The organism is Streptomyces cyanogenus (assembly GCF_017526105.1).
Lineage (GTDB): Bacteria > Actinomycetota > Actinomycetes > Streptomycetales > Streptomycetaceae > Streptomyces > Streptomyces cyanogenus.
The window spans coordinates 1,273,783-1,294,951 of record NZ_CP071839.1 but is presented as its reverse complement, the minus strand read 5'-3'; the positions used below and the strand labels follow the sequence as shown (position 1 = coordinate 1,294,951).

16 protein-coding genes and 1 pseudogene are annotated in these 21,169 nt (G+C 71.6%); 10 read left to right on the top strand and 7 right to left on the bottom strand.

All coding sequences use genetic code 11. The features are described 5' to 3' along the window. Window positions 1-10: 10 nt before the first annotated feature. From S1361_RS05395 to S1361_RS05380, 4 genes are all read right to left on the bottom strand, one after another. Window positions 11-2,440 (bottom strand): right-handed parallel beta-helix repeat-containing protein, encoded by a 2,430-nt coding sequence (locus S1361_RS05395; RefSeq protein WP_208030688.1) that lies wholly within the window; start codon window positions 2,438-2,440, stop codon window positions 11-13. 229 nt (window positions 2,441-2,669) lie between these two features. After that, window positions 2,670-3,275: an Rv1733c family protein gene (locus S1361_RS05390; protein ID WP_208030687.1), complete on the bottom strand. Its 606-nt coding sequence runs from the start codon at window positions 3,273-3,275 to the stop codon at window positions 2,670-2,672. Window positions 3,276-3,489: 214 nt separating this feature from the next. Next, window positions 3,490-4,314 carry an MOSC domain-containing protein gene (locus tag S1361_RS05385; RefSeq protein ID WP_208030686.1) on the bottom strand — a complete coding sequence of 275 codons (825 nt, stop codon included), beginning with the start codon at window positions 4,312-4,314 and terminating at the stop codon, window positions 3,490-3,492. A gap of 43 nt (window positions 4,315-4,357) precedes the next feature. Further along, on the bottom strand, window positions 4,358-4,795 hold the full coding sequence (locus tag S1361_RS05380) for a DUF6643 family protein (protein WP_208030685.1): 438 nt from the start codon (window positions 4,793-4,795) through the stop codon (window positions 4,358-4,360). A gap of 306 nt (window positions 4,796-5,101) precedes the next feature. On the opposite strand from S1361_RS05380, the gene S1361_RS05375 reads away from it, so the two are divergent. Next, on the top strand, window positions 5,102-6,397 hold the full coding sequence (locus S1361_RS05375) for a TerD family protein (RefSeq protein WP_243769091.1): 1,296 nt from the start codon (window positions 5,102-5,104) through the stop codon (window positions 6,395-6,397). Window positions 6,398-6,404: 7 nt separating this feature from the next. Here the strand turns inward: S1361_RS05375 and S1361_RS05370 are convergent, their stop codons facing one another. Then, window positions 6,405-7,598 (bottom strand): glycosyltransferase, encoded by a 1,194-nt coding sequence (locus tag S1361_RS05370; RefSeq protein ID WP_208030684.1) that lies wholly within the window; start codon window positions 7,596-7,598, stop codon window positions 6,405-6,407. Between the two features lie 39 nt (window positions 7,599-7,637). Here S1361_RS05370 and S1361_RS05365 point away from each other — a divergent pair, with 39 nt between their 5' ends. Continuing rightward, window positions 7,638-8,432, top strand: coding sequence for a glutamate racemase (locus S1361_RS05365; protein WP_208030683.1), 795 nt, complete (start codon window positions 7,638-7,640; stop codon window positions 8,430-8,432). Window positions 8,433-8,549: 117 nt separating this feature from the next. Continuing rightward, window positions 8,550-9,095, top strand: coding sequence for a hypothetical protein (locus tag S1361_RS05360; protein ID WP_208030682.1), 546 nt, complete (start codon window positions 8,550-8,552; stop codon window positions 9,093-9,095). Between the two features lie 22 nt (window positions 9,096-9,117). On the opposite strand, the gene S1361_RS05355 is transcribed toward S1361_RS05360, so the two are convergent. After that, window positions 9,118-10,089 carry an O-antigen ligase family protein gene (locus S1361_RS05355; RefSeq protein ID WP_208030681.1) on the bottom strand — a complete coding sequence of 324 codons (972 nt, stop codon included), beginning with the start codon at window positions 10,087-10,089 and terminating at the stop codon, window positions 9,118-9,120. A 400-nt stretch (window positions 10,090-10,489) separates the two neighbouring features. On the opposite strand from S1361_RS05355, the gene lnt reads away from it, so the two are divergent. The 4 genes from lnt (at window position 10,490) to S1361_RS05335 (ending at window position 15,529) form a co-directional block, all read left to right on the top strand. Next, entirely contained in the window at window positions 10,490-12,100 is a 1,611-nt protein-coding gene (gene lnt, locus S1361_RS05350) for an apolipoprotein N-acyltransferase (protein WP_208030680.1), read from the top strand. Window positions 12,101-12,177: 77 nt separating this feature from the next. Next, window positions 12,178-12,657, top strand: a complete 480-nt coding sequence (locus S1361_RS05345; RefSeq protein WP_208030679.1) for an NUDIX hydrolase — start codon at window positions 12,178-12,180, stop codon at window positions 12,655-12,657. A 54-nt stretch (window positions 12,658-12,711) separates the two neighbouring features. Then, window positions 12,712-13,533: a 3-hydroxybutyrate dehydrogenase gene (locus S1361_RS05340; RefSeq protein ID WP_208030678.1), complete on the top strand. Its 822-nt coding sequence runs from the start codon at window positions 12,712-12,714 to the stop codon at window positions 13,531-13,533. A gap of 76 nt (window positions 13,534-13,609) precedes the next feature. Further along, window positions 13,610-15,529, top strand: coding sequence for a helix-turn-helix domain-containing protein (locus S1361_RS05335; protein WP_208030677.1), 1,920 nt, complete (start codon window positions 13,610-13,612; stop codon window positions 15,527-15,529). Between the two features lie 49 nt (window positions 15,530-15,578). Here the strand turns inward: S1361_RS05335 and S1361_RS05330 are convergent, their stop codons facing one another. After that, a complete protein-coding gene (locus S1361_RS05330) occupies window positions 15,579-16,955 on the bottom strand; it encodes an MFS transporter (protein ID WP_208030676.1) in 1,377 nt (458 codons plus the stop codon). Window positions 16,956-17,117: 162 nt separating this feature from the next. Here S1361_RS05330 and S1361_RS40035 point away from each other — a divergent pair. The 3 genes and pseudogenes from S1361_RS40035 to S1361_RS05320 form a co-directional block, all read left to right on the top strand. Next, a pseudogene (locus tag S1361_RS40035) lies at window positions 17,118-17,246 on the top strand (VOC family protein); the annotation flags it as partial. A gap of 940 nt (window positions 17,247-18,186) precedes the next feature. After that, complete coding sequence (locus tag S1361_RS05325) at window positions 18,187-19,398, top strand: cytochrome P450 (protein ID WP_208030675.1); 1,212 nt, start codon at window positions 18,187-18,189, stop codon at window positions 19,396-19,398. Window positions 19,399-19,620: 222 nt separating this feature from the next. Beyond that, window positions 19,621-21,120 carry a tryptophan 7-halogenase gene (locus tag S1361_RS05320; RefSeq protein ID WP_208030674.1) on the top strand — a complete coding sequence of 500 codons (1,500 nt, stop codon included), beginning with the start codon at window positions 19,621-19,623 and terminating at the stop codon, window positions 21,118-21,120. Window positions 21,121-21,169: the final 49 nt, after the last annotated feature.

The following is a 21,169-nucleotide window of genomic DNA, read 5'->3' as shown; positions in this document are numbered from 1 at the left end:
CGCGGACCGCTCACGGCAGCTCCGGCAGGTCCTCCGCGTACAGCAGGGTCAGGTCGTCGGTGGTCGGGTCGGCCAGCTGGGCGACCCGGCCGGCGTGGCGCTCCACCATCGCCTCGAACGTCTGCCGGGCGGTCCGGCCGTTGCCGAACGCCGGGCCCTTCGGGAGCTCCGTGAAGTACTTCAGCAGCGCCTCGGACGCCCCGGGCGCGAGCCGGTACTCGTGCTCGTCGGCCTGCTGCTCCACGATCCGCAGCAACTCCTCGGGGCCGTAGTCGCCGAAGGTGATGGTTCGGGAGAAGCGGGAGGCCACGCCCGGGTTGACGGACAGGAAGCGTTCCATCTCCGCGGTGTACCCGGCGACGATCACCACCACCGCGTCCCGGTGGTCCTCCATCAGCTTCACCAGCGTGTCGATGGCCTCCTTGCCGAAGTCACGCCCGGCGTCCTCCGGGGACAGCGCGTACGCCTCGTCGATGAACAGCACTCCGCCGCGCGCCCGTTCGAAGGCCTCCTGGGTGCGGATCGCCGTGGATCCGATGTGCTCGCCGACCAGGTCGACCCGGGACACCTCCACCAGGTGGCCCTTCTCCAGCACATCCAGCGAGGCGAGGATCTCGCCGTAGAGCCGGGCGACCGTCGTCTTGCCCGTGCCGGGGGAGCCGGTGAAGACCAGGTGCCGTTTGACGGAGGCTGCCTTCAGCCCCGCCTGCTGCCGGCGCCGGCCCACCTCGATCATGTCGGTCAGCGCCCGCACCTCGCGCTTGACGCTCTCCAGGCCCACCAGCGCGTCGAGTTCGCCGAGCACGTCCTTCGGCGTGCGCTGCGGCTCGTCCGGCGCCACCGGCGGCTGCTGTTCCGCCGCCCGCTGCCCGGGCAGCGAGCCCAGCAGGCCGGCGGACTGCGGCACCGTCTGCACCGCCGCCTCACGGGCCGTGGGCGTCCGCGGACCGCCGCTCTCGTCGCTGGTGCAGTCCTCGACGACCGGCCCGGTGCCGGCCCCGGCGTCCGGGCCGCCGTCGGCGAACTCGTACCCACCGCGCGCACACCGCTCCGTGCGGCACTTGCGCAGCGTCGTACGACAGCCGTCGATCACATGGAAGCCGTACCCGCCGCTGCCGGTCACCCGGCAGTTCAGGAAGCTGCCCCGGCCGCCCGCCGAGACGTAGAAACCGGCCTCGGCGGGGGAGTCGACCGTACAGCGCTCGATGGTCGGGTCGGCGCCCTTGGTGACGATGACGCCGGTCTGGGTGCCGTCCACGGTGCAGTTGTTGAGCGTGCCACCGCTGCCGTGGTCGCGGAACCAGGCGCCGGTGGCCGCATCCCTGATCCGGCAGTCGTCCAGCTGCGCGGTCGCCCCGTCGCTCACCGACACGGCCGTGTTGCGCACCTGCGACAGGTCGCTGTCCACCACGTCCGCGCGGGAACCGCGGTCCAGCACGAACAGCGCGTCCGGCACGTCGTGCACCCGGCACGAGTCGAGCACGGCGGTGGCCCCGTCGCTCACCCACACCGCCGGATAGTCGCCGGTGCTGTCGAAGATCTCGCACTGGTTGGCGTCCACCCGGGTCCCCGGATCCCACACCGACAGGCCGTTGCGCCCGAACCGACGGACCGTCGTGCGGGTCAGCGTGAGCACCGAGCGGGAGCGCAGGTCGACCGCGTTCTCCGGGATGTCGTGGAGGCGGCAGTCGGCGAGGGTGAGCACCGCGTCGGTGTCCAGGGTGATGCCGTCGGCGGTGGTGCGGTGCACATCGCAGTCGGTCAGATGCGCGGTGGCCCGCTGGGTGACCTGCACCCCGGAGCCGCGCACCTCGTAGACCTCGCAACCCACCGCCTCCAGCGAGGAGTTCTCGCCGGTGACGGTCAGGCCGGTGCCGGAGGCGTGGTGCACCCGGCAGCGCTCCAGCCGAGGATGGGCGCCGCCGCGCACCGCCACTCCCGCCTGCCCGGCCGCGACGACCTCGCACTCCTCGAAGACCCCGCTCCCGCCGTCGAACACGGCGACACCGATGCCTGCCGGGTTGTCGACGGTGCACCGGCGCACGGTCGGGCGGGCACCACCGCGCACCTCGATGCCGGCGGCGGACCGGGTCACGATCCGCAGGTCCGTCAGCTCGGGCGTGCCGTCCTCGATCAGCACCGCGGGCGCCGCCGCGTCCTGGCCCTCCACGTGCACGTCCTGCACGACGGCCGAGGCCCGCACGGTGAGCGGCACCCCGTCCAGGGGCGCGATCCGCACCGAGCCGGGGGATCCCTCGGGCCCACGGAGCGTCACCGTCCGCTGGACGACGAGGTTCTCCCGGTAGGTGCCGGGGGCGATCGTGAGGACGTCGCCGTCGGCGGCGGCCTCCAGGGCGGCGGCGAGCGAAGCGTACTCACCCGTGCGGCGCCGCCACCGCGAAGTACCGGTGTGCGTCACCTGGACCGTGCCCTGTGCCATGGCGTTGCTGTGCCCCCACCTAGTCGTACTGATGGCTCGCCGCGCGCCGGGGCGATGCCGCCGGTGCCCGGACGGCGAGCGTGCTCGGCCCCAGGGGCGTGAGCGCGTTCGCGCCCTCGTCACCTGCGCGCCCCGGGGTTCACGCACCCGCGGGTCGTCGCCGAAAGCGCTTCGGCCGGTCCACCGTAGCGTGTGCGTGCACGCCCGGTTGACCAGAGCCGCGAGGCCGTCAACTGCCGGTGCCCGCCTTGCCCCAGTCCGGGCCCGCCCGGTCCCATGCCTGGTCCCAGCGCGCGTACCGCCGGCGGACCAGGCTCCACACGGTCAGGCGCCGGCCGCACTCGACCAGGCCCGCCGTCAGCAGGGCCGTGCCGATCCCGGCGAGCACGGCGTGCGTCGTCGCCGTGGCGGAGTCCAGCGGGCGGGTCGTTATTCGGCCGTGCGGGTCGGTCCAGAGGCTGAAGCGGTCCCCGCGGTGCGGGGACTTGAGGTCCGCCAGCACCGGGCCGTGCTGCACGCTGCCGTCCGGCCCGGTCCAGCTCGCGAGGACGCGGCTGTGCGTCTCGCGCGCGGAGCTGGAGTCGGGGTCGGTCTCCGGCATGGTTCCGCCCAGACCGCGGACCACCGTGGCCGTGACCAGGTGGCGCGCGTGCTGCTGTTGCCGTGCGGACCGCTGGAGCGAGTCCTGGGCGGCGGCACCGACCAGGCAGCCGGTCACGGGTGCGGCCACGGCGATCAGCAGCAGGGCCACGAGGGCCACCCAGGCCTCGGCCAGGTCGGTGGTACGGCACAGCGGATTGTGCCGCCAGCGCCACAGCCCAGTGAGTGCACGCATGTCCCCACCCCCTTCCGGTCCGTCATAACCCCCGGCATCGGCGCTCGCCCCCCGGACCGGACCGGAGAGAGCGACGTCACGTCCGCCGCGCTACCCGATGCCCGCGGCCTCTCATGAATTTCTCACGCACGCTCAACGACCGGGAGCGGCCCCGGGGTTCCCGGCCGGCGGATCATCGCCGGACCGCTCTCCGCCCGTCGCTCGCGCACGGCGCCTACTCCAGCACCCGTACCGGGTCACCGACCCGGACCGTGCCGGGGGAGAGCGGCACGAGGTTCTGGCCGAACAGCAGCTGCCCGCCGATCCGGCGGTGGCGTGCCAGTGTGCGCAGCGGTTCCCTGCCCCGCAGGGCCGTGGTCTGGTCGGTGGTGGTCACGACGCACCGTCCGCTGGGTTTCGGGGCCCGGAAGACCACCTCACCGATGGCGATGCGCGTCCAGCCGTCCTCTGCCCAGGGCTCGGTGCCGGCGACGACGACGTTGGGCCGGAACCGGTTCATCGGCAGCGGTCCCTCGTGGGCGTTCGGGCCCTCGGCGATCAGGGAGTTCAGGGCCTGGAGCGAGGCCACCGTGGTGACCAGCAGGGGGTAGCCGTCGGCGAAGCTCACCGTCTCGCCCGGCAGTGCGTACTCGGGATCGACGGGACGGCGGGTGGCCGGATCGTCCATGTGCACCAGGCGGACCTCGGCCCCCAGCCAGGCGCTGCACCAGGCGTGCGCGGCCGCGTCGGCAGGGACCCCCTCCACCTTCGTGCCGAACACGCTCGTCGGCACGGTCACCGTCGGCTCCGGCACCTCGACGGTCAACGGGGCGGCGCCGGGCGCGGACAGACGAATGCCGCCGCCGGCCAGAGGCTCGGCGGCGGCCAGTGCGAGGCGCGGCTGCTCCCGCTGTGTGACGACCTTTCCCCCGTGATCGATCAGCGTCCAGCGTCGGTCCCCGGCCAGGCCCCAGGGCTCCACCACGGCCTCCCGGGGCGAAATGCCCCGGAACGCCTTGACCGGATGGATGTGGATCGAGTCCACTTCGGCGTTTCCCATGCCGTCCATCGTGCCAGGCGGCACCGACAGCCGGGGCACGCCGTCAGTAGCCGCGGTACTGCTGGTTGTTGTACGGGTCCTGGTAGGGCGCCGGCGCGGGTCGCGGGGCGGCCGGGCGCATGGCCTCGTACCCGTTGCCCGGCGCCATCGGCCGCTGATACTGCGGGGCCTGCTGGCCGGGATAGCCGCGCGGAGCGCTCGCCTGCTGCGGGATGTACGCCGTGGGCGCCTGCTGCAGCGGAGCGGGCTGCGGCGTCTGCGGGTAGCCGTAGGCCGGGGCGTGCGGGGACGGGGCCGCCGGGAGGGCGGGGAGGGCCGACGGCAGTGCGGGCAGGCTGCTGCCCGTGTCGTAGGCGGCGGGGACCCGGATCGGGGCGATCTGCGGGGTGCCCCGCTCGGCGACGAGCGAGTCGTAGATCGGGGTGTCCGGGAAGGAGGCGGAGTAGTAGCCGCCACCATAAGTGGAGCGGGGGGAGGTCATGGCACATAAGTTAAGCCCACGATGTGCTGGTTGGGGAGACCGATAAGAGGGTTGTTTTCCGTGTCGGCAGTGGCCTGGGATCCCCAATCCGAGCGAACTCGGCAAAAAGGGACGCGGATCAACGTTTGGATCGGGTAAAAGGCGAGTTCCTTCAGGGTTACCGGCGGTTGACCGGCGATCTTGCTGTGCCGTTCATGGCGGCGCGCTGCGCCCCGGAATAGGTTGGGCGGGTAGGGATGACGCGCACCGGGACGACGCGGCAGGGATGACGCGGCCCGTAGGGCGAAAGCCGGGAGCCGACACGTGATGGGGGCGGACATGACAATGTCGAAAGGATCGAACACGCAGGTGCCGACCACGGCGCTGCGCGTCGAACTGGGCTGGCGCTCCGGCCCCGGGGTACCGGACGCCGACGCCTCCGCGTTGCTGCTCTCGGCCGGAAAGGTCCGTTCCGACGGGGACTTCGTCTTCTACAACCAGCCCGCCCACTCCTCCGGGGCGGTGCGCCACGAGGGCAAGCGGGCCGCCGGCGGGCGCGTCACCGACACCCTGCTGGCCGACCTCGCGCGCGTGGAGGACGGCATCGAGCGGATCGTCCTGGCGGCGTCCGCGGACGGCGGGACGTTCGGGCAGGTCCCGGACCTCTACATCCAGGTGACCGACGCGGCCACCGGCCAGGTCGTCGCCCGCTTCGACAGCCCCGGCGCGACCGTGGAGACGGCCTTCGTGCTCGGCGAGTTGTACCGCCGCCAGGGCGGCTGGAAGTTCCGTGCCGTCGGCCAGGGCTACAGCAGCGGACTCGAAGGACTGGCCACGGACTTCGGCATCACCGTGGACGAACCGCAGCACACCGCACCGCCCGCGGCGGCGGCCCGGGCCACACCGCCGACCCGTGCCGCCGCGGCTCCGGCCCCGCCGGCCAGTGCGGTCCCGGCCCCGGCCCCGCCACCGCCGCCCGCACCTGCCGCCCAGCCGGTCCGCCTGTCCAAGGTCACCCTCACCAAGGCGGCCCCCTCCGTCTCGCTGGCCAAGCAGGGCGGCACCTCCGGTGCCCTGCGGGTGAACCTCAACTGGCAGATGCGCAAGCAGTTGCCGGGCTGGGGCAGCCGGTGGGGCGGTCACGGCGAGGTCGACCTCGACCTGTGCGCCCTGTACGAACTCACCGACGGCCGCAAGGGAGTCGTCCAGGCCCTCGGCAACGCCTTCGGCTCGCTGCACCGGCCGCCGTACATCCACCTCGACGGCGACGACCGCACCGGAGCCGTGGCGAGCGGCGAGAACCTCACCGTCAACCTCGACCACAAGCACGACTTCCGGCGCATCCTGGTCTTCGTCACCATCTACGAGGGCGCGAGCTCCTTCGCCGACCTGCACGCCACCGTCACCCTCCGGCCGGAGCACGGCGCGCCCATCGAGTTCTCGCTGGACGAGTGCACCGTCGCCTCCCCGGTGTGCGCGCTCGCGCTGATCACCAACACCGGCGGCGACCTCCTCGTGCAGCGCGAGGCGCGGTACCTGGTGCCGGAACGCGGATCGAGCCCGCAGCGGACCATGGACCGCGCCTACGGCTGGGGCATGAACTGGACGCCCGGCCGCAAGTGAGCCGGACTCAGCCCTCGTCGGGCACGGCGCCCGGACGGGCGTAGGTGCGGCCCTTCCAGGCGGCCCCGCGCCCGCGGTGGTGCTGCACGGCGGAGTCGACCGTCATCAGCAGGTACAGGAACGCGGTGAGCGGCAGGAGCGGCGCGAGCCACAGCGGCTGCCGGTAGTAGCGCAGCATCGGCAGGTACGTGCCCGCCATCACCGCCCACCCCGACGCCCCGGCGAGCGTGGTCGCCGTATCTCCGCCGGCCGTGCCCACGGCCACGGCGGCCGGCGGCATCAGATAGACGAGCGCGAGCCCGGCGACCGTACCGAGGAGGAGCAGCGGCTGGTGCCGCAGCTGGGCGTAGGCGCTGCGCGAGACCATCCGCCACAGGTCGCGCAGCCGCGGATAGGGGCGCACGCTGTCCACCCGGTCGGCCAGCCCCAGCCAGATGTGACCGCCGGCGTCCTTCACCGCGCGCGCGAGCGCCACGTCGTCGATGACGGCGTGCCGGATCGCCTCCGGGATGCGTGCCTTTTCGGCCATGTCCGCGCGCAGCAGGACGCAGCCGCCCGCCGCCGCGGCCGTGCGCGATCCCTGGCGGCCGATCCGGCGGAAGGGGTACAGCTGAGCGAAGAAGTACACGAACGCCGGCACGACGAGGCGCTCCCACAGGCTCGCCACCCGCAGCCGTGCCATCTGCGACACGACGTCGAAGCCCCCGGTGCGGGCCGCGGCCACCAGCTCGCGCAGGCTGTCCGGCGCGTGCGCGATGTCCGCGTCCGTCAGCAGCAGGTACTCGGGATCACGCGCGCGTGCCGACTCGATGCCGTGCCGCACGGCCCACAGCTTGCCCGTCCAGCCCGCCGGCGGCTCACCGGGCGAGCCCACCGTGAGCGGCAGCCCGCCGTGCCGCCGGGACAGTTCCCGGGCCAGCTCCCCGGTGCCGTCCGTGCTCCCGTCGTCCACCAGGAAGATCTCCGCCCGCCCCGGATAGTCCTGCCCCAGCAGCGACGGCAGACTGCCGGGCAGCACGGCGGCCTCGTCACGGGCCGGTACGACCACACAGACCGAAGGCCACTCGTCGGGTTCCCGGCGCCGCGGCAGCCGGACGTCCGTGCGCCAGAAGAAGCCCTGGCCGAGCAGCAGCCAGCACCACGCGGCGAGCGATACGACGGTGATCCACAGGAAGGCGCTCACGGCCGCAGTCTGCCCCACCCGACCGTCCCCCGAGGCCGCATCGTCTATCGTGGCCGGGTGAAGATCGCGCTCATGGACTCCGGAATCGGCCTGCTGGCGGCCACCGCCGCGGTACGGCGCCTGCGGCCCGACGCGGATCTCGTGCTCTCCCTGGATCCGGACGGCATGCCCTGGGGGCCGCGTACCCCCGAGGACGTCACCCGGCGTGCGCTGGATGTGGCCGAGGCCGCCGCGGCTCACCGGCCCGACGCGCTGATCATCGGCTGCAACACGGCCACCGTGCACTCCCTGCCCGCGCTGCGTGCCCGCCTGGAACCCGGCATCCCGGTCGTCGGCACGGTCCCGGCGATCAAGCCGGCCGCGGCCGGCGGCGGACCCGTCGCCATCTGGGCGACCCCCGCCACCACGGGCAGCGCCTACCAGCGCGGCCTGATCGAGGAATTCGCCGCCGGCGTGCGGGTGGCCGAGGTGCCGTGCTGGGGTCTGGCCGAGGCCGTCGAGCAGGCCGACGAGGCGGCCATCGACGCGGCCGTCGCCGCGGCGGCCGCACTCACGCCCGACGACGTAACGACCGTCGTCCTGGGCTGCACCCATTACGAGCTGGTGGCGGAACGTATCCGCGCCGCGGTCCAGCGCCCCGACGCCGCCCCTCTCGTGCTGCACGGCTCCGCCGGAGCGGTGGCCGCCCAGGCCCTGCGCCGGCTCGGCGAGCTCCCCGCCCCCGAGGCGCCCGCCGAGGGCACGCTGACGGTCCTGCTGAGCGGCCGGCCGGGCCCGCTGCCCGCGCCCGCGCTGCACTACGCCGAGGGGCGGCTGCTGCCGGCCACCGGCCCGCTCGCCGACCGCAGCTGAAACCCGCACCGCTTCGGCGCCCGTCCACGGCGGCCCGGGCCCCGGTCTGAGCCGCACGGAGCAGTCACCCACCGCGAGCCGCTCCCCGCGCAGCCAAAGCTGAGTAACCTCATAAACATGAGGGACCACCCCGACGCCGACGACACTTCGCCCCCGGACGTCTGGAAGGGACGCGCCACCAACCGGGTCCAGTGGCTGCTGGCCCTGGTCGGTGCCGCCTGCATGGCACTCGGTATCGAACTGGCCGTCGACTCGGCCTGGACCTCCGGTATCGCCCCGCTGGTGATGTCCGTCGTGGGCTGCATCGCGGCCGGTCTGCTCGTCCTCTTCGGCACGCTCGCCTTCGTGCACGTCGACCTCAAGCTCGACAGGGAGTGCGTCGAGGTGCGCTGCGGGCACATGGGGCTGCCGCGCCGCCGCATCCCGCTCTCCCACGTGGCCGGTGCCGACTTCACCGCCCTCGTCACCCCGCGCCAGTGGGGCGGCTGGGGCTACCGCTGGCGCCCCGAGAAGGGCACCGCGGTCGTCGTCCGCCGGGGCGAGGGCATCGTGCTGCGCCTGTGGGACGGTCACACGTTCACCGTCACCGTGGACAACGCGGAGTCGGCGGTCAGGGCCATCAGGGACCGCCTGCGGACGATCACCCCGGGAACGGCCAGCTGATCCGGCCGGCCCGGCCGTCCGCTCACCGTGCCGGTGCCGTGCCGACGCCGGCCCAGGGCCGGGCCGTGGCCCAGCCGGCCAGGAGGGCCGCGCCGGCCGTCACCGTCGTGAAGCTCAGGGCGTTGCTCACCGAGGCGAGGGCGGCCACCGCACTCAGAGTCGCGCCCGCCGTGAGCGCCACCGGTGTGGAGCGGGGGGTGCGCCACAGCGCGTACAGCACCCAGCAGAACACGGCGACCAGCAGGAACACTCCGACCAGTCCCTGCTCGGCCGCCTGCTGCAGCGGGGCCGAATGCGGTCTGCCGTCGGACAGCAGGGCCCGCGGGGCGGCCGTGCCCGGCTCGCCGAACCGGCCGGGGCCGATCCCCAGACCGCTGTGGCGGCCCGCCAGTCCCAGGGCGTCCCGCCACAGCTGTACCCGGTGCGCGGTGAACCGGTCCTCGAGCGCCCGGGTGAGGCCGCCGGGCAGCGCGTCCGCGGCGAGCGCCCAGATCGTGGCCGCGACCAGGCCCGCCGCGGCCGCCGGCCCGGCCAGCCACGCGCCCCGGCCGCGTGCCGCGCCCGCGGCGAGCGAGCACAGCAGGACGGCCGCGCCAGCCGCGCACCCGGCCGCCGATCCCAGCACGGCCCCGGCGGCCACCGTGGCGCAGGCCAGCGCCCACAGTCCGCACCGGAGGGCCGGTACGGCCGTCGCCCAGGCGGCACAGCACGCGGCGCCGGTGGCCAGCACCAGCAGCGCGGCCGTGGCGCCTGCGTGCCCGAGCGGGGCGGCGTACCAGGGACCGGGGGAGAGCCCGGGCAGCGCCACGGCCAGGGTGAGCCCCGCCACGGCGCCGGCGCAGGGCCCGGCCACCGGCAGCAGCGCACCGGAGACCCGGCCCGTGGCATGGCCGGCGGCCACGGCGAGCACCGCGAGCAGCATGCCCTCGGGCCGTCCCTCGTGGGCCGCCGCGGTGATCAGCGACCACCCTGCGCAGGCCCCCAACAGGATCATGCCCGTCCCGTCAGAAACGTTTCTTCGTGTGCTGCTGACGTCCGCGCCGTACGCACCGGTCACGGATCCCGTCCCCGTAGACCCCACCCGTCGCCCCTCGTACCCGGTCCCCCGACCTGTGGCAGGCCACGGCCGCGTGCCGGTCCGGCCGCGCCGCCGAGGCTGGGCACACCGTAACGGCTCATGGGCGGTTTGGGGACGAGGCGCGGGGAAACGCTGTGATTCCACCCCATACCGGCGATCTTCCCGGCCAGGACGCCGTTCCGGTTCCGGGCCGGGTCCGGCGGCCGAGCACCCGGCCGCACGACCGTCCCGAACGCGCCCCACCAGCCACAACCGCCGGTGTTCCGGCGGCGGACCGTGCTGTCGGCGCTGACGCCGACCGCCGTACACTCACCCGGTGACCGTCACCGCAACTTCCGTGGACCAGCCGGACCAGCTCGAACCGCGCCCTTCCCCCGGCGCGCGCGGCGGCCGGATCCTGCGCCTGGTCCCGGCCGCCGCCTCCGCGCTGAGCGGAGTGCTGCTGTACGTCAGCTTTCCGCCGCGCATCCTGTGGTGGCTGGCCCTGCCCGCCTTCGCCGGCTTCGCCTGGGTGCTGCGCGGCCGGAGCTGGAAGGCGGCGCTCGGCCTCGGCTACCTCTTCGGGCTCGGCTTCCTGCTGCCGCTGCTGGTGTGGACCGGCGTGGAGGTCGGGCCGGGGCCCTGGCTGGCCCTGGTCGCCATCGAGGCGGTCTTCGTCGCGCTGGTCGGCGTGGGCGTCGCCGCGGTCTCCCGGCTGCCCGCGTGGCCGGTGTGGGCCGCGGCCGTGTGGATCGCCGGCGAAGCGGCACGCGCGCGCGTGCCGTTCCGGGGCTTCCCCTGGGGAAAGATCGCGTTCGGTCAGGCGGACGGCGTCTTCCTGCCGCTCGCCGCGGTGGGCGGCACCCCCGTGCTCGGCTTCGCGGTCGTGCTGTGCGGCTTCGGAATGTACGAGGCCGGGCGGCTGATCGTCGAGCGGCGCCGGACCCGAGCCCTGCGGCCGGCCGCCGCGACCGCCGCGCTGCTGAGCGTGGCCGTACCGCTGGGCGGCGCGCTCGCGGCCCGCGCACTGGTGAGCGACAAGGCGGAGGACGGCACCGCCACCGTGGCGCTCATCCAGGGCAACGTGCCGCGCTCCGGGCTGGAGTTCAACGCCCAGCGGCGGGCCGTGCTCGACTACCACGCGCGCGAGACGCACAAGCTCGCCGCCGACGTCAGGGCGGGCAAGGTCCCCAGGCCGGACTACGTCCTGTGGCCGGAGAACTCCTCCGACATCGACCCGTTGGAGTACGCCGACGCCGCCCTCGTCGTCGAGCAGGCGGCCAAGGACATCGGGGTGCCCGTCTCCGTCGGCTCGGTGGTGGAGAAGGACGGCAAGCTGCTCAACGAGCAGATCCTGTGGGACCCGGCCAAGGGCCCGACGCAGACCTACGACAAGCGGCAGATCCAGCCCTTCGGCGAGTACCTTCCGCTGCGCTCGCTCGTCGGAGCCATCAACAAGAGCTGGACCGACATGGCCCACCAGGACTTCGACCGGGGCACCGAGCCGGGCGTGTTCGACATCCACGGCGCCAAGGTCGGCCTGGCCACCTGCTACGAGGCCGCCTTCGACTGGGCCGTGCGGGACACCGTGACGCACGGGGCGGAGATGATCTCCGTGCCGAGCAACAACGCCACCTTCGACCGCAGCGAGATGACCTACCAGCAGCTCGCGATGTCCCGGATCCGCGCGGTGGAGCACAGCCGCACCGTGACCGTGCCGGTGACCAGCGGCGTCAGCGCGGTCATCCTGCCGGACGGCCGGATCACCCAGAGGACCGGCATGTTCGTGCCCGCGTATGTCGTCCAGAAGGTGCCGCTGCGTACCTCCAGCACGCCCGCCACCGAGCTGGGCATCCTTCCGGAGATCGCCCTGGTGCTGGTCGCCGCGGGCGGGATCGGCTGGGCGATCGGGTCCGGACTGCGCTCCCGCCGTGCCGGTGACGTGTAGCCGGACGACCGCCGTACGACCGTCGTACGACTCCTGAACCGGCCGGGCGTGGCGCGGCGGCCCACTAGGGTCGGCTCATGGCTACTCCCGACTTCATCCGCGCGCTCAGGGCCACCGCCGGCCGACAGCTGTTGTGGCTCCCTGGCGTCACCGCGATCGTCTTCGACGACGAGGGCAGGGTGCTGCTCGGCAGACGGACCGACACGCGCAAGTGGTCGGTGATCGGCGGGATCCCGGAGCCGGGCGAGCAGCCCGCGGCCTGCGCGGTGCGGGAGGTCTTCGAGGAGACGGCGGTGCACTGCGTCGCCGAACGGGTCGTCCTGGTCCAGGCCCTGGAGCCGGTGACCTACCCCAACGGCGACATCTGCCAGTACATGGACATCACCATCCGCTGCCGGGCCGTGGGGGGCGAGGCGCGGGTCAACGACGACGAGTCGCTGGACGTCGGCTGGTTCGAGGTGGACGCGCTGCCCGAACTGCACGAGTTCGGCCTCTTCCGGATCAAGCAAGCCATGTCGGAAGCACCCACATGGTTTGACCCTACGACTGCCGGCTGAAGTATGTGTGGTGACCACATGTGGTGACCGTCGGGTGCCGCTTAGGGTCGGCACATGACCTCGCCCACCCCCCTGCTCGGTCCCGACCCCAGCTTCCAGGCCGTCGCGCTCGAACTCGACGGCCGCACCGCGCTCGTCACCGGCGCTGCCAGCGGCATCGGCCGCGCCTGCGCGCTGCGGCTGGCCGCCGCCGGGGCCGAGGTGCGCGCCGTCGACCGGGACGCGGCCGGACTGGCCGAGCTGGCCCAGCGGGCGGAGCGGACCGACGGGCTCGCGGGCACCGTCGTACCGCTGGCCGTGGACCTCACCGACCTGGACGCCGCCGAGCGCGCCGCCGCCGGCACCGACGTGCTGGTGAACAACGCCGGACTGCAACTCGTACGGCCCATCGAGCAGTTCCCGCCCGAGGTGTTCCACACGGTGCTGACCGTGATGCTGGAGGCGCCCTTCCGCCTCATCCGCGGCGCCCTTCCGCACATGTACGCGCAAGGCTGGGGCCGGATCGTGAACGTGTCCTCCGTCCATGGTCTGCGCGCCTCGGCCTTCAAGTCCGCCTATGTGGCCGCCAAACACGGTCTCGAGGGCCTGTCCAAGACGGCCGCACTGGAAGGCGCCGCCCACGGTGTGACCTCGAACTGTGTGAACCCGGCCTATGTACGCACCCCACTGGTCGAGAAGCAGATCGCCGACCAGGCACAGGCGCACGGCATCCCCGAGGAGCGCGTGCTCTCCGAGGTCCTTCTGAAGGACAGCGCCGTAAGGCGGCTCATCGAACCCGAGGAGGTCGCCGAGGCCGTGGCCTACCTGTGCAGCCCGCAGGCGTCCTTCGTCACCGGCACCTCGCTCGTCCTGGACGGCGGGTGGACGGCCCACTGACCGGCCCGACGGCACCGGCTCCGGGAGTTTTCCACAGGCCTGCCGGGCCGGGTGGCCGATACGGAATCCTGTGACCATGTCCCGCGATCACCTGCAGTCGGCACCCAGCGGCAGCGCCGAGGCCCCCTACCTCGACCTGCTGGCCCGCGACGCCTCCGTCGAGGCCTACGAGCAGCCCGTGCTGCTCGCCCGCGCCGCGGGCGAGCCGGCCGGCCGGATCGCCGCGCTGGAAGAGGCCAGACTGCTCGCCCTGCGCGTACGCGCGGAGCTGGAGGGCCGCCGGCGGCGCGAGGCGGAGCTGTCGGCGCTCTTCGAGACCGCCCACGACCTCGCCGGACTGCGCGACCTGGACGCCGTGCTGCAGGCGATCGTGCAGCGCGCCCGCTCCCTGCTCGGCACGGACGTCGCCTACCTCAGCCTCAACGACCCCGCCCGCGGCGACACCTACATGCGGGTCACGGAGGGCTCCGTCTCCGCCCGCTTCCAGCAGCTGCGCCTCGGCATGGGAGAAGGACTCGGCGGACTCGTCGCCCAGACGGCGCGGCCGTACGTCACCGACGACTACTTCCAGGACGGCCGCTTCCAGCACACCCACACCATCGACGCCGGTGTCCGCGACGAGGGCCTGGTCGCCATCCTCGGCGTTCCGCTGACGCTCGGCCCGCACGTGATCGGCGTCCTCTTCGCGGCCGACCGGCGCGCGCGGGTCTTCGAACGCGAGCAGATCGCCCTGCTCGGCTCCTTCGCCGCGCTCGCCGCGGCGGCGATCGACACCGCCAACCTGCTCGCCGAGACCCGGGCCGCCCTGGCCGGCCTGGAGCGCGCCAACGAGATCATCCGGGACCGCAGCGCCGTCATCGAGCGCGCTTCCGAGGTCCACGACCGGCTCGCCGAACTCGTCCTGCGCGGCGGCGGAGTCCACGACGTCGCCGCCGCCGTCTCCCAGGTACTCGACGGCACGGTCGAGTTCACCGAGGCCGCGGCGGCACCGGACGGGGCACTGGAGGCGTCCCGGGCCGAGGGGCACGCCGTACGGCACGGCAGCGACTGGATCGCCGCGGTGGCCGCCGGCGGCGAACTCCTCGGCGCCCTGGTCCTGCGCGGCCACCCCGGCCTCGACCCCGTCGACCAGCGCACCCTGGAGCGCGCCGCCATGGTCACCTCCCTGCTGCTGCTCGCCCGCCGCTCCGCCGCGGAGGCCGAACAGCGGGTGCGCGGCGAGCTGCTGGACGACCTGCTCGACGCCCGCGACCGCGACCCGCGCCTGCTGAGCGAGCGTGCCAGCCGCCTCCAGGCGGACCTGGGCGCCACCCACGTCGTCCTCGCCGCCCGCCTCGACGGCCCGGCGGCCGACGCCGACGAGGAGGCCGCGGCCCGCCGCCGGCTGTGGTCCGCCGCCTCCCACCTCGCGGCCACCCGGCACGGACTGGCTGCGGCCCGCGACGGCGGCACGGTCCTGCTGCTGCCGCTCGGCCCCGGCGACAGCGCCACCGAGGTGGCCCGGCGCACCGCCCGCCACCTGGGCACAGCCGTCCACCAGCCGGTCACGGTCGGCGCCTCGGCACCCGTCACCGACCTCGCCGGGAACCCCGATGCCGTGGCCGCCGCCTATGCCGAGGGCCGCCGCTGCCTGGACGCGCTGCACCTGCTGGGCCGGGCCGGAGACGGGGCGGCGGCCGAGGACTTCGGCTTCCTCGGACTGCTCCTCGCCGGCGAACGGGACATCGCGGGCTTCGTCGAGCGGACCATCGGCCCGGTGGTGTCGTACGACGAGCGGCGCGGCACGGAACTGCTGCGCACCCTGGACGCGTACTTCGAGGGCGGGATGAGCCCGGCGCGCACCAAGGACGCGCTGCACGTGCACGTGAACACGGTGGCCCAGCGGCTGGAGCGCGTGGGCCGCCTGCTCGGCGCGGACTGGCAGACACCCGCCCGGGCCCTGGAGATCCAACTCGCCCTGAGACTGCACCGGCTCGCGGCGCCGGGACGGCACTGACCGGCCCCGCGCGGGGCCGGCCGGTACGGATGCCGTCGAGGGCGGCCGATCAGACGGTGCGCGCCTCGGCGGCCGGAGCCGCCGCAGCCGACTCGCCGTCCTCGTCCTCGACCCGGGCGAGATCCCGGTGCCGCGTCTCGCGCGCGACACCCACGGCGACCAGGGTCAGCACGGCGGCGGCGATCACGTACAGCGCGATCGGCGTGGAGCTGCCGTAGTCCGAGAGCAGCGCGGTGGCGATGAGCGGGGCCGGCGCACCGGCCGCCACCGAGGCGAACTGGGCGCCGATGGACGCCCCCGAGTACCGCATCCGGGTCGCGAACATCTCGGCGAAGAACGCGGCCTGGGGCGCGTACATCGCTCCGTGCAGCACGAGACCGACGGTCACGGCGAGGATCAGGTACCCGAACGAGCCCGTGTCGACCAGCGCGAAGAACGGGAACATCCACAGCCCCACACCCGCCGCGCCCAGCAGGTACACGGGCCGCCGGCCGACCCGGTCGGACAGTGCGCCCCAGGCCGGGATGACGGCGAAGTGCACGGCGGAGCCGATGAGTACGGCGTTCAGCGCGGTCTGCTTGGAGACGCCGGCCGAGGTGGTGGCGTAGACGAGGATGAAGGCGGTGATGACGTAGTAGCTGATGTTCTCCGCCATCCGGGCGCCCATCGCCACGAGGACGTCCCGCCAGTGGTGCCGCAGCACGGAGACGAGCGGCAGCTTCTCCTCCGCACCGGCCCGGCGTGCCTCGGCCCGCTCCAACGCCTCCTTGAAGACGGGCGACTCGTCGACGGACAGCCGTATCCACAGACCGACGACGACGAGCACCCCGGAGAGCAGGAACGGGATCCGCCACCCCCAGGAGCCGAAGGCGTCGTCGGACAGTACGGCGGTGAGCAGCGACAGCACACCGGTCGCGAGCAACTGCCCGGCCGGCGCGCCGGTCTGCGGCCACGAGGCCCAGAAGCCGCGCCGCCGCGCGTCGCCGTGCTCCGACACCAGCAGGACGGCACCGCCCCACTCACCACCGAGCGCGAAGCCCTGCACCAGCCGCAGCACGGTGAGCAGCACGGGCGCGGCGGCACCGACGGTGGCGTGCGTGGGCAACAGCCCGATGGCGAACGTGGCGCCGCCCATCAGCACGAGACTCAGCACCAGCAGCTTCTTCCGCCCCAGCCGGTCACCGTAGTGCCCGAACACGAGCGCCCCCAACGGCCGCGCCGCGATCCCGACGGCGTACGTCAGGAACGACAGCAGCGTTCCGACGAGCGGGTCGGAGTCCGGAAAGAACAACTTGTTGAACACCAGCGCGGCGGCAGAGCCGTAGAGGAAGAAGTCGTACCACTCGATGGTGGTGCCGATGAGGCTGGCGGCGACGATTCTGGGGAGGCTTGCGGGGGGTGGGGGAGCGGTGGTTCCGGAGGCCATGTGCGCCACTTCCTCGTGTGCGGTGGGGACGGGTACGTGTCGGCACACGGTAGGAAGACGCCGGTCAGGCGCACATGTGGCGAGGTGACATAGTTAGGTGGTTGGCTATGCGTGTAAGCCCCATACCCGCTCACGGAAGGCGGTTCGAGGGCTCAAGCTGGTCGAATTCGTGGTGTCGAGGCCATCGCGTCCGAGTTCGGTGTACAGGCGAAGGATGTTCCGTGGGCGCGTGAGATCGAGCTGCGCGACCCTGACGGCAACCGGGTTCGGATCGGTACGCCGACGGAATGACGCTCGCCAGCAGTGCGCCTGGCTGAACCGCATCGACGCCCAGTTCGCCGCCCTGCGCTACTTGACTCTCGACGGCGCCGACCAACGTCTTCCTGTGGTCGCACGGCTACGACGCGCGCAAGCACCTGCACATCGCGGTCCAGCCGCTGACCGCTGAGGTGGGGGCCCGCTACGGCGGGCTGCGCTCCGAGCAGCAGCGCCGAAGACCGCAGCTGATCACCGGTACCGCACCGATGTCACGACGCAGCCGGGCAACCGTATGCGAGGAAGCGCTTGAGCCTTCTCCATCACGCACCCTCAACGTGAGGTTGGAAAAGGCTCACTGACTGGTGGCGAAAAACCCGGTGGACCGCGCACGCGCGAGGGGATGTGTGTCCTTCGAGCCCTCGCCGACCCGCGCGTCGACCGAGAACGGACACGGTGGCCGATTCTTTGTCACGAGGAGAGGCTCGCGACTGCACGCGGCCCGAACCGAAGGCCGCATCGGCCGAAACCCGTGGGCGGATATTTGCTCAGGCTTCCCGAACTCCTCGGAGCACCACGTCCGTACACCGGATCGGCCTCGACGCCCCGTGCCGCTGCAGCAAGCGCGAACGTCATGACGCCGTCATTCAAGACCGCAACGGCCCGATCGGTCAACAGTTTTCGGTATCTCCCGGCGTCTTCGGCTCGGCGTATCCGGAGCGCAGTCGGACGGTCACGGTTCCGCGGTCGCCGGCTCTTCCGGAGTGATGTGTTCCGGAATCATGGCAGAGGTGTGGTGGTAGCGTTTGATCTCGCCCAGCGGTTCTTCCCCCACCCCTCCGCTGGTACTCGTATCCGGGACGGGTTCCGGGCGCCTCGGGGCATCTCCTCTTCGAGGAACCCCCGGTGACAGTCGCAGGACTGCTGTTCGCGACACCACACGAGTTCACCGAACCGAAAGTGAGCTGGTCGTTACATGGCCATCCAAGAAGTGCCCAGCCTGCTCAGACTTTTCAACCCGCAGTACGCGGCCGACCCATATAGCTTTTACCGGGAACTCCGTGAGAAAAGTCCTGTTTACTACGACAAGATGATGCGCAGTTGGGTGGTTCTCGGATATGCGGAGATAAGCAGCCTGTCCAAGGGCAACCGACTCTCCGGCTCCCGGATAGAAAGCTTCTACGAACAGCTTCCGGACGAGGCCCGAGCCGAGATCGAACCACTGAAGAACGCTATCGCGGACATGATGGTGTTTCATGAGCCGCCACGGCACACCAAACTCCGTGGGTTGATCAGGCCGGGTCTTACGCCGCGCTTCATACGGGAGATGCGACCGGTCATCGAAGAGCTCACGGACGAGCTCCTCGATCGGGCGGCCGGCCGGGGCCGCATGGACGTGATCCATGACTTCTCCGAACCCTTGACCAGGGGCGTGATCGCGCGGCTGGGCGGTGTGCCGGATCACGCCGCCCACCTGCTGGAACGCTGGCAGGGGCTGCTGTTTGAGTTCTTTGCGCAGTCCCGCAAAGAGATACCACGGGTGACCGCGCTCCGGGAAATCTTTGATGAGGGGGCGGAGGAGCGGCGGGCCGGTACTGGAAAGGATTTCTTCAGTCAGATCGTCGCCGAGCAGCTCAAGGACGGAGACTTCACCGATGACGAGGTCTTCGCTAATTTATTGATGCTCATCGACGCGGGCCAGGCCACGACGACCCATCTTATTGGGAACGCAGTGCTGGCGCTTATTCGGAACCGCGACCAGCTGGAACTTCTCAGAGAACGGCGGGAGTTGGGAACTCAGGCAGCGCATGAGTTTCTGCGCTATGACAGCTCCGTGCAGTTCACCACTCGTGTCGCATTGTCCGACATCGATATCCTGGGACACCGGATCGAGCAGGGCGAGTCGGTCACCCTGGTGCTGGGATCGGGAAACCGCGATCCGCTCAAGTACGAGAACCCCAACCAGCTGGATATCACGCGGCATGCCGCCGACCATCTCTCCTTCGGGCACGGAATCCACTATTGCCTCGGTGCCGCACTCGCGGTCGCCGAGATCGAGATAGCAGTGTCCAGATTGCTGGAGCGCACCGAGGGGCTCCGCCTTCTTGAAGACCGCCCCGAGTGGCAGGAGAATATCAACTTCCGCTTCCTGAAGGGTCTGCCGGTGGCGTTTGAGCCGATCCATTGATGAGCGCGTCGGCGAGCACGTGCTTGGTGGATATTCGAACGACCGCGGACACATGGAAGCTTGCGTTCACTTCGCATCGTTGCTTCCCCTTTGGAGCGAGCCTTCCTGGTGATGATGTGCCTCGTGTAGCGTGGCAAAGGTGGCAGCGCCGCCGACGGTCAACGTCAACATGAGTCGGCACGCTCACGAGTTCAGTAAATCCGTCTATGAGGAGTGGAGAGCGTGACCGAATTAACTGCCGAAAAATTCGACCTCGTTGTGGTCGGTGGCGGACCGTCAGGAGCCACCCTGGCTGCACTGGTGGCCAAACAAGGGCACCGGGTCCTTCTTCTGGAGAAGGAGAAGTTTCCCCGGTATCAGATCGGCGAGTCGCTGTTGCCCTCCACGGTCCACGGCGTCTGCAAGTTGCTGGGTGTGGCCGAAGAGGTGGAAGCCGCCGGTTTCGTCAAGAAGCTCGGGGGGACGTTCCGCTGGGGCGCGAACCCCGATCCGTGGACCTTCACCTTCGCCATCTCGCCGAAGATAGCGGGCCCGACCTCCCATGCGTTCCAAGTTGAGCGGATGAAATTCGACCAAATCCTGCTCGACAACGCCCGCCGGGTAGGGGTGCAGGTACGTGAAGAATGTTCGGTGAACAGCATCATCGACGACGGCGATCGGGTGACCGGCCTGCGGTACACGGATGTCGACGGAACGGCACACGAGATATCCGCGACCATCGTGGCGGACTGTTCCGGTAACCGCAGTCGTATTCACCAGCACACCGGCGGCAAGCGCGTCTACTCCGAGTTCTTTCAGAACGTGGCGCTGTTCGGATATTTCGAGGGCGGCAAGCGGCTGCCCGCTCCGAGGAACGGAAACATCCTCTGTGAAGCCTTTGAGGACGGCTGGTTCTGGTACATCCCGCTGTCTGATGAGCTGACCAGTGTGGGCGCGGTCATTGCACGGGAACGGGTCGACCAGATCCAGGGAGACTCCGAGAAGGCCCTTTTCAAGTTCATCGAGCGAAGCCCGCTGATCCAGGACATGCTGTCCGAAGCGCGGCGCGTGACCGAGGGGCCCTACGGCGAAATCCGCGTACGCAAGGACTACTCGTATTGCGACACGGCCTTCTGGAAGCCGGGTATGGTCCTGGCCGGAGACGCCGCCTGCTTCGTCGACCCAGTGTTCTCCTCCGGTGTCCATCTGGCGACCTACAGCGGTCTGCTGGCTGCCCGTTCGATCAACAGCGTCCTCTCCGGGGAAGTTGACGAGCGGCGCAGTTTCACCGAGTTCGAAAAGCGATACCGCAGGGAATACGGACTTTTCTACGAGTTCCTGATCTCTTTCTACGACCTGCATCATGACGAGCAGTCCTACTTCTGGAGCGCGAAGAAGCTGACCAGCGCCGGGGCGTCCGATGCCGAAGCCTTTGTCGAGCTGGTCGGTGGTGCAGCCTCCGGGGATGCGGCGCTGACCGCGGTGACGGCTGGACGGCGACTGGCCAGCGCCGCCGACCAGTTGGCGCAGGCCGTGGACTCGGTGCGCGGACAGGGAGGCGGCGACGTGGACAAGCCGGCACCCCTACTCAAAGCGCCGATCATCGGCGAAGTGATGCAGGAAGGCGCCCAGGTCCAGGCGCGCGCCGCACTGGGAGACGATCTGGGGGACGAGAAGCCGCTGTTCGTCGACGGACTCGTGCCGTCCGGAGATGGCATGACCTGGAAGATTCCAGTGAGCTGAACTGAACGATGCCGGCGGAGCCCGCCGGCGGGAGTGCTGTCGTGCGGCG

Excerpts from the sequence above, each read along its gene's own strand:
- S1361_RS05375 (WP_243769091.1), top strand. The coding sequence starts at position 5,102 with ATGGGGGCGGACATGACAATGTCGAAAGGATCGAACACGCAGGTGCCG.
- S1361_RS05325 (WP_208030675.1), top strand. The coding sequence starts at position 18,187 with ATGGCCATCCAAGAAGTGCCCAGCCTGCTCAGACTTTTCAACCCGCAG.
- S1361_RS05345 (WP_208030679.1), top strand. The coding sequence starts at position 12,178 with ATGGCTACTCCCGACTTCATCCGCGCGCTCAGGGCCACCGCCGGCCGA.
- S1361_RS05335 (WP_208030677.1), top strand. The coding sequence starts at position 13,610 with ATGTCCCGCGATCACCTGCAGTCGGCACCCAGCGGCAGCGCCGAGGCC.
- S1361_RS05340 (WP_208030678.1), top strand. The coding sequence starts at position 12,712 with ATGACCTCGCCCACCCCCCTGCTCGGTCCCGACCCCAGCTTCCAGGCC.
- S1361_RS05390 (WP_208030687.1), bottom strand. The coding sequence starts at position 3,275 with ATGCGTGCACTCACTGGGCTGTGGCGCTGGCGGCACAATCCGCTGTGC.
- S1361_RS05330 (WP_208030676.1), bottom strand. The coding sequence starts at position 16,955 with ATGGCCTCCGGAACCACCGCTCCCCCACCCCCCGCAAGCCTCCCCAGA.
- S1361_RS05355 (WP_208030681.1), bottom strand. The coding sequence starts at position 10,089 with ATGATCCTGTTGGGGGCCTGCGCAGGGTGGTCGCTGATCACCGCGGCG.
- S1361_RS05395 (WP_208030688.1), bottom strand. The coding sequence starts at position 2,440 with ATGGCACAGGGCACGGTCCAGGTGACGCACACCGGTACTTCGCGGTGG.
- S1361_RS05385 (WP_208030686.1), bottom strand. The coding sequence starts at position 4,314 with ATGGGAAACGCCGAAGTGGACTCGATCCACATCCATCCGGTCAAGGCG.
- S1361_RS05360 (WP_208030682.1), top strand. The coding sequence starts at position 8,550 with ATGAGGGACCACCCCGACGCCGACGACACTTCGCCCCCGGACGTCTGG.
- S1361_RS05380 (WP_208030685.1), bottom strand. The coding sequence starts at position 4,795 with ATGACCTCCCCCCGCTCCACTTATGGTGGCGGCTACTACTCCGCCTCC.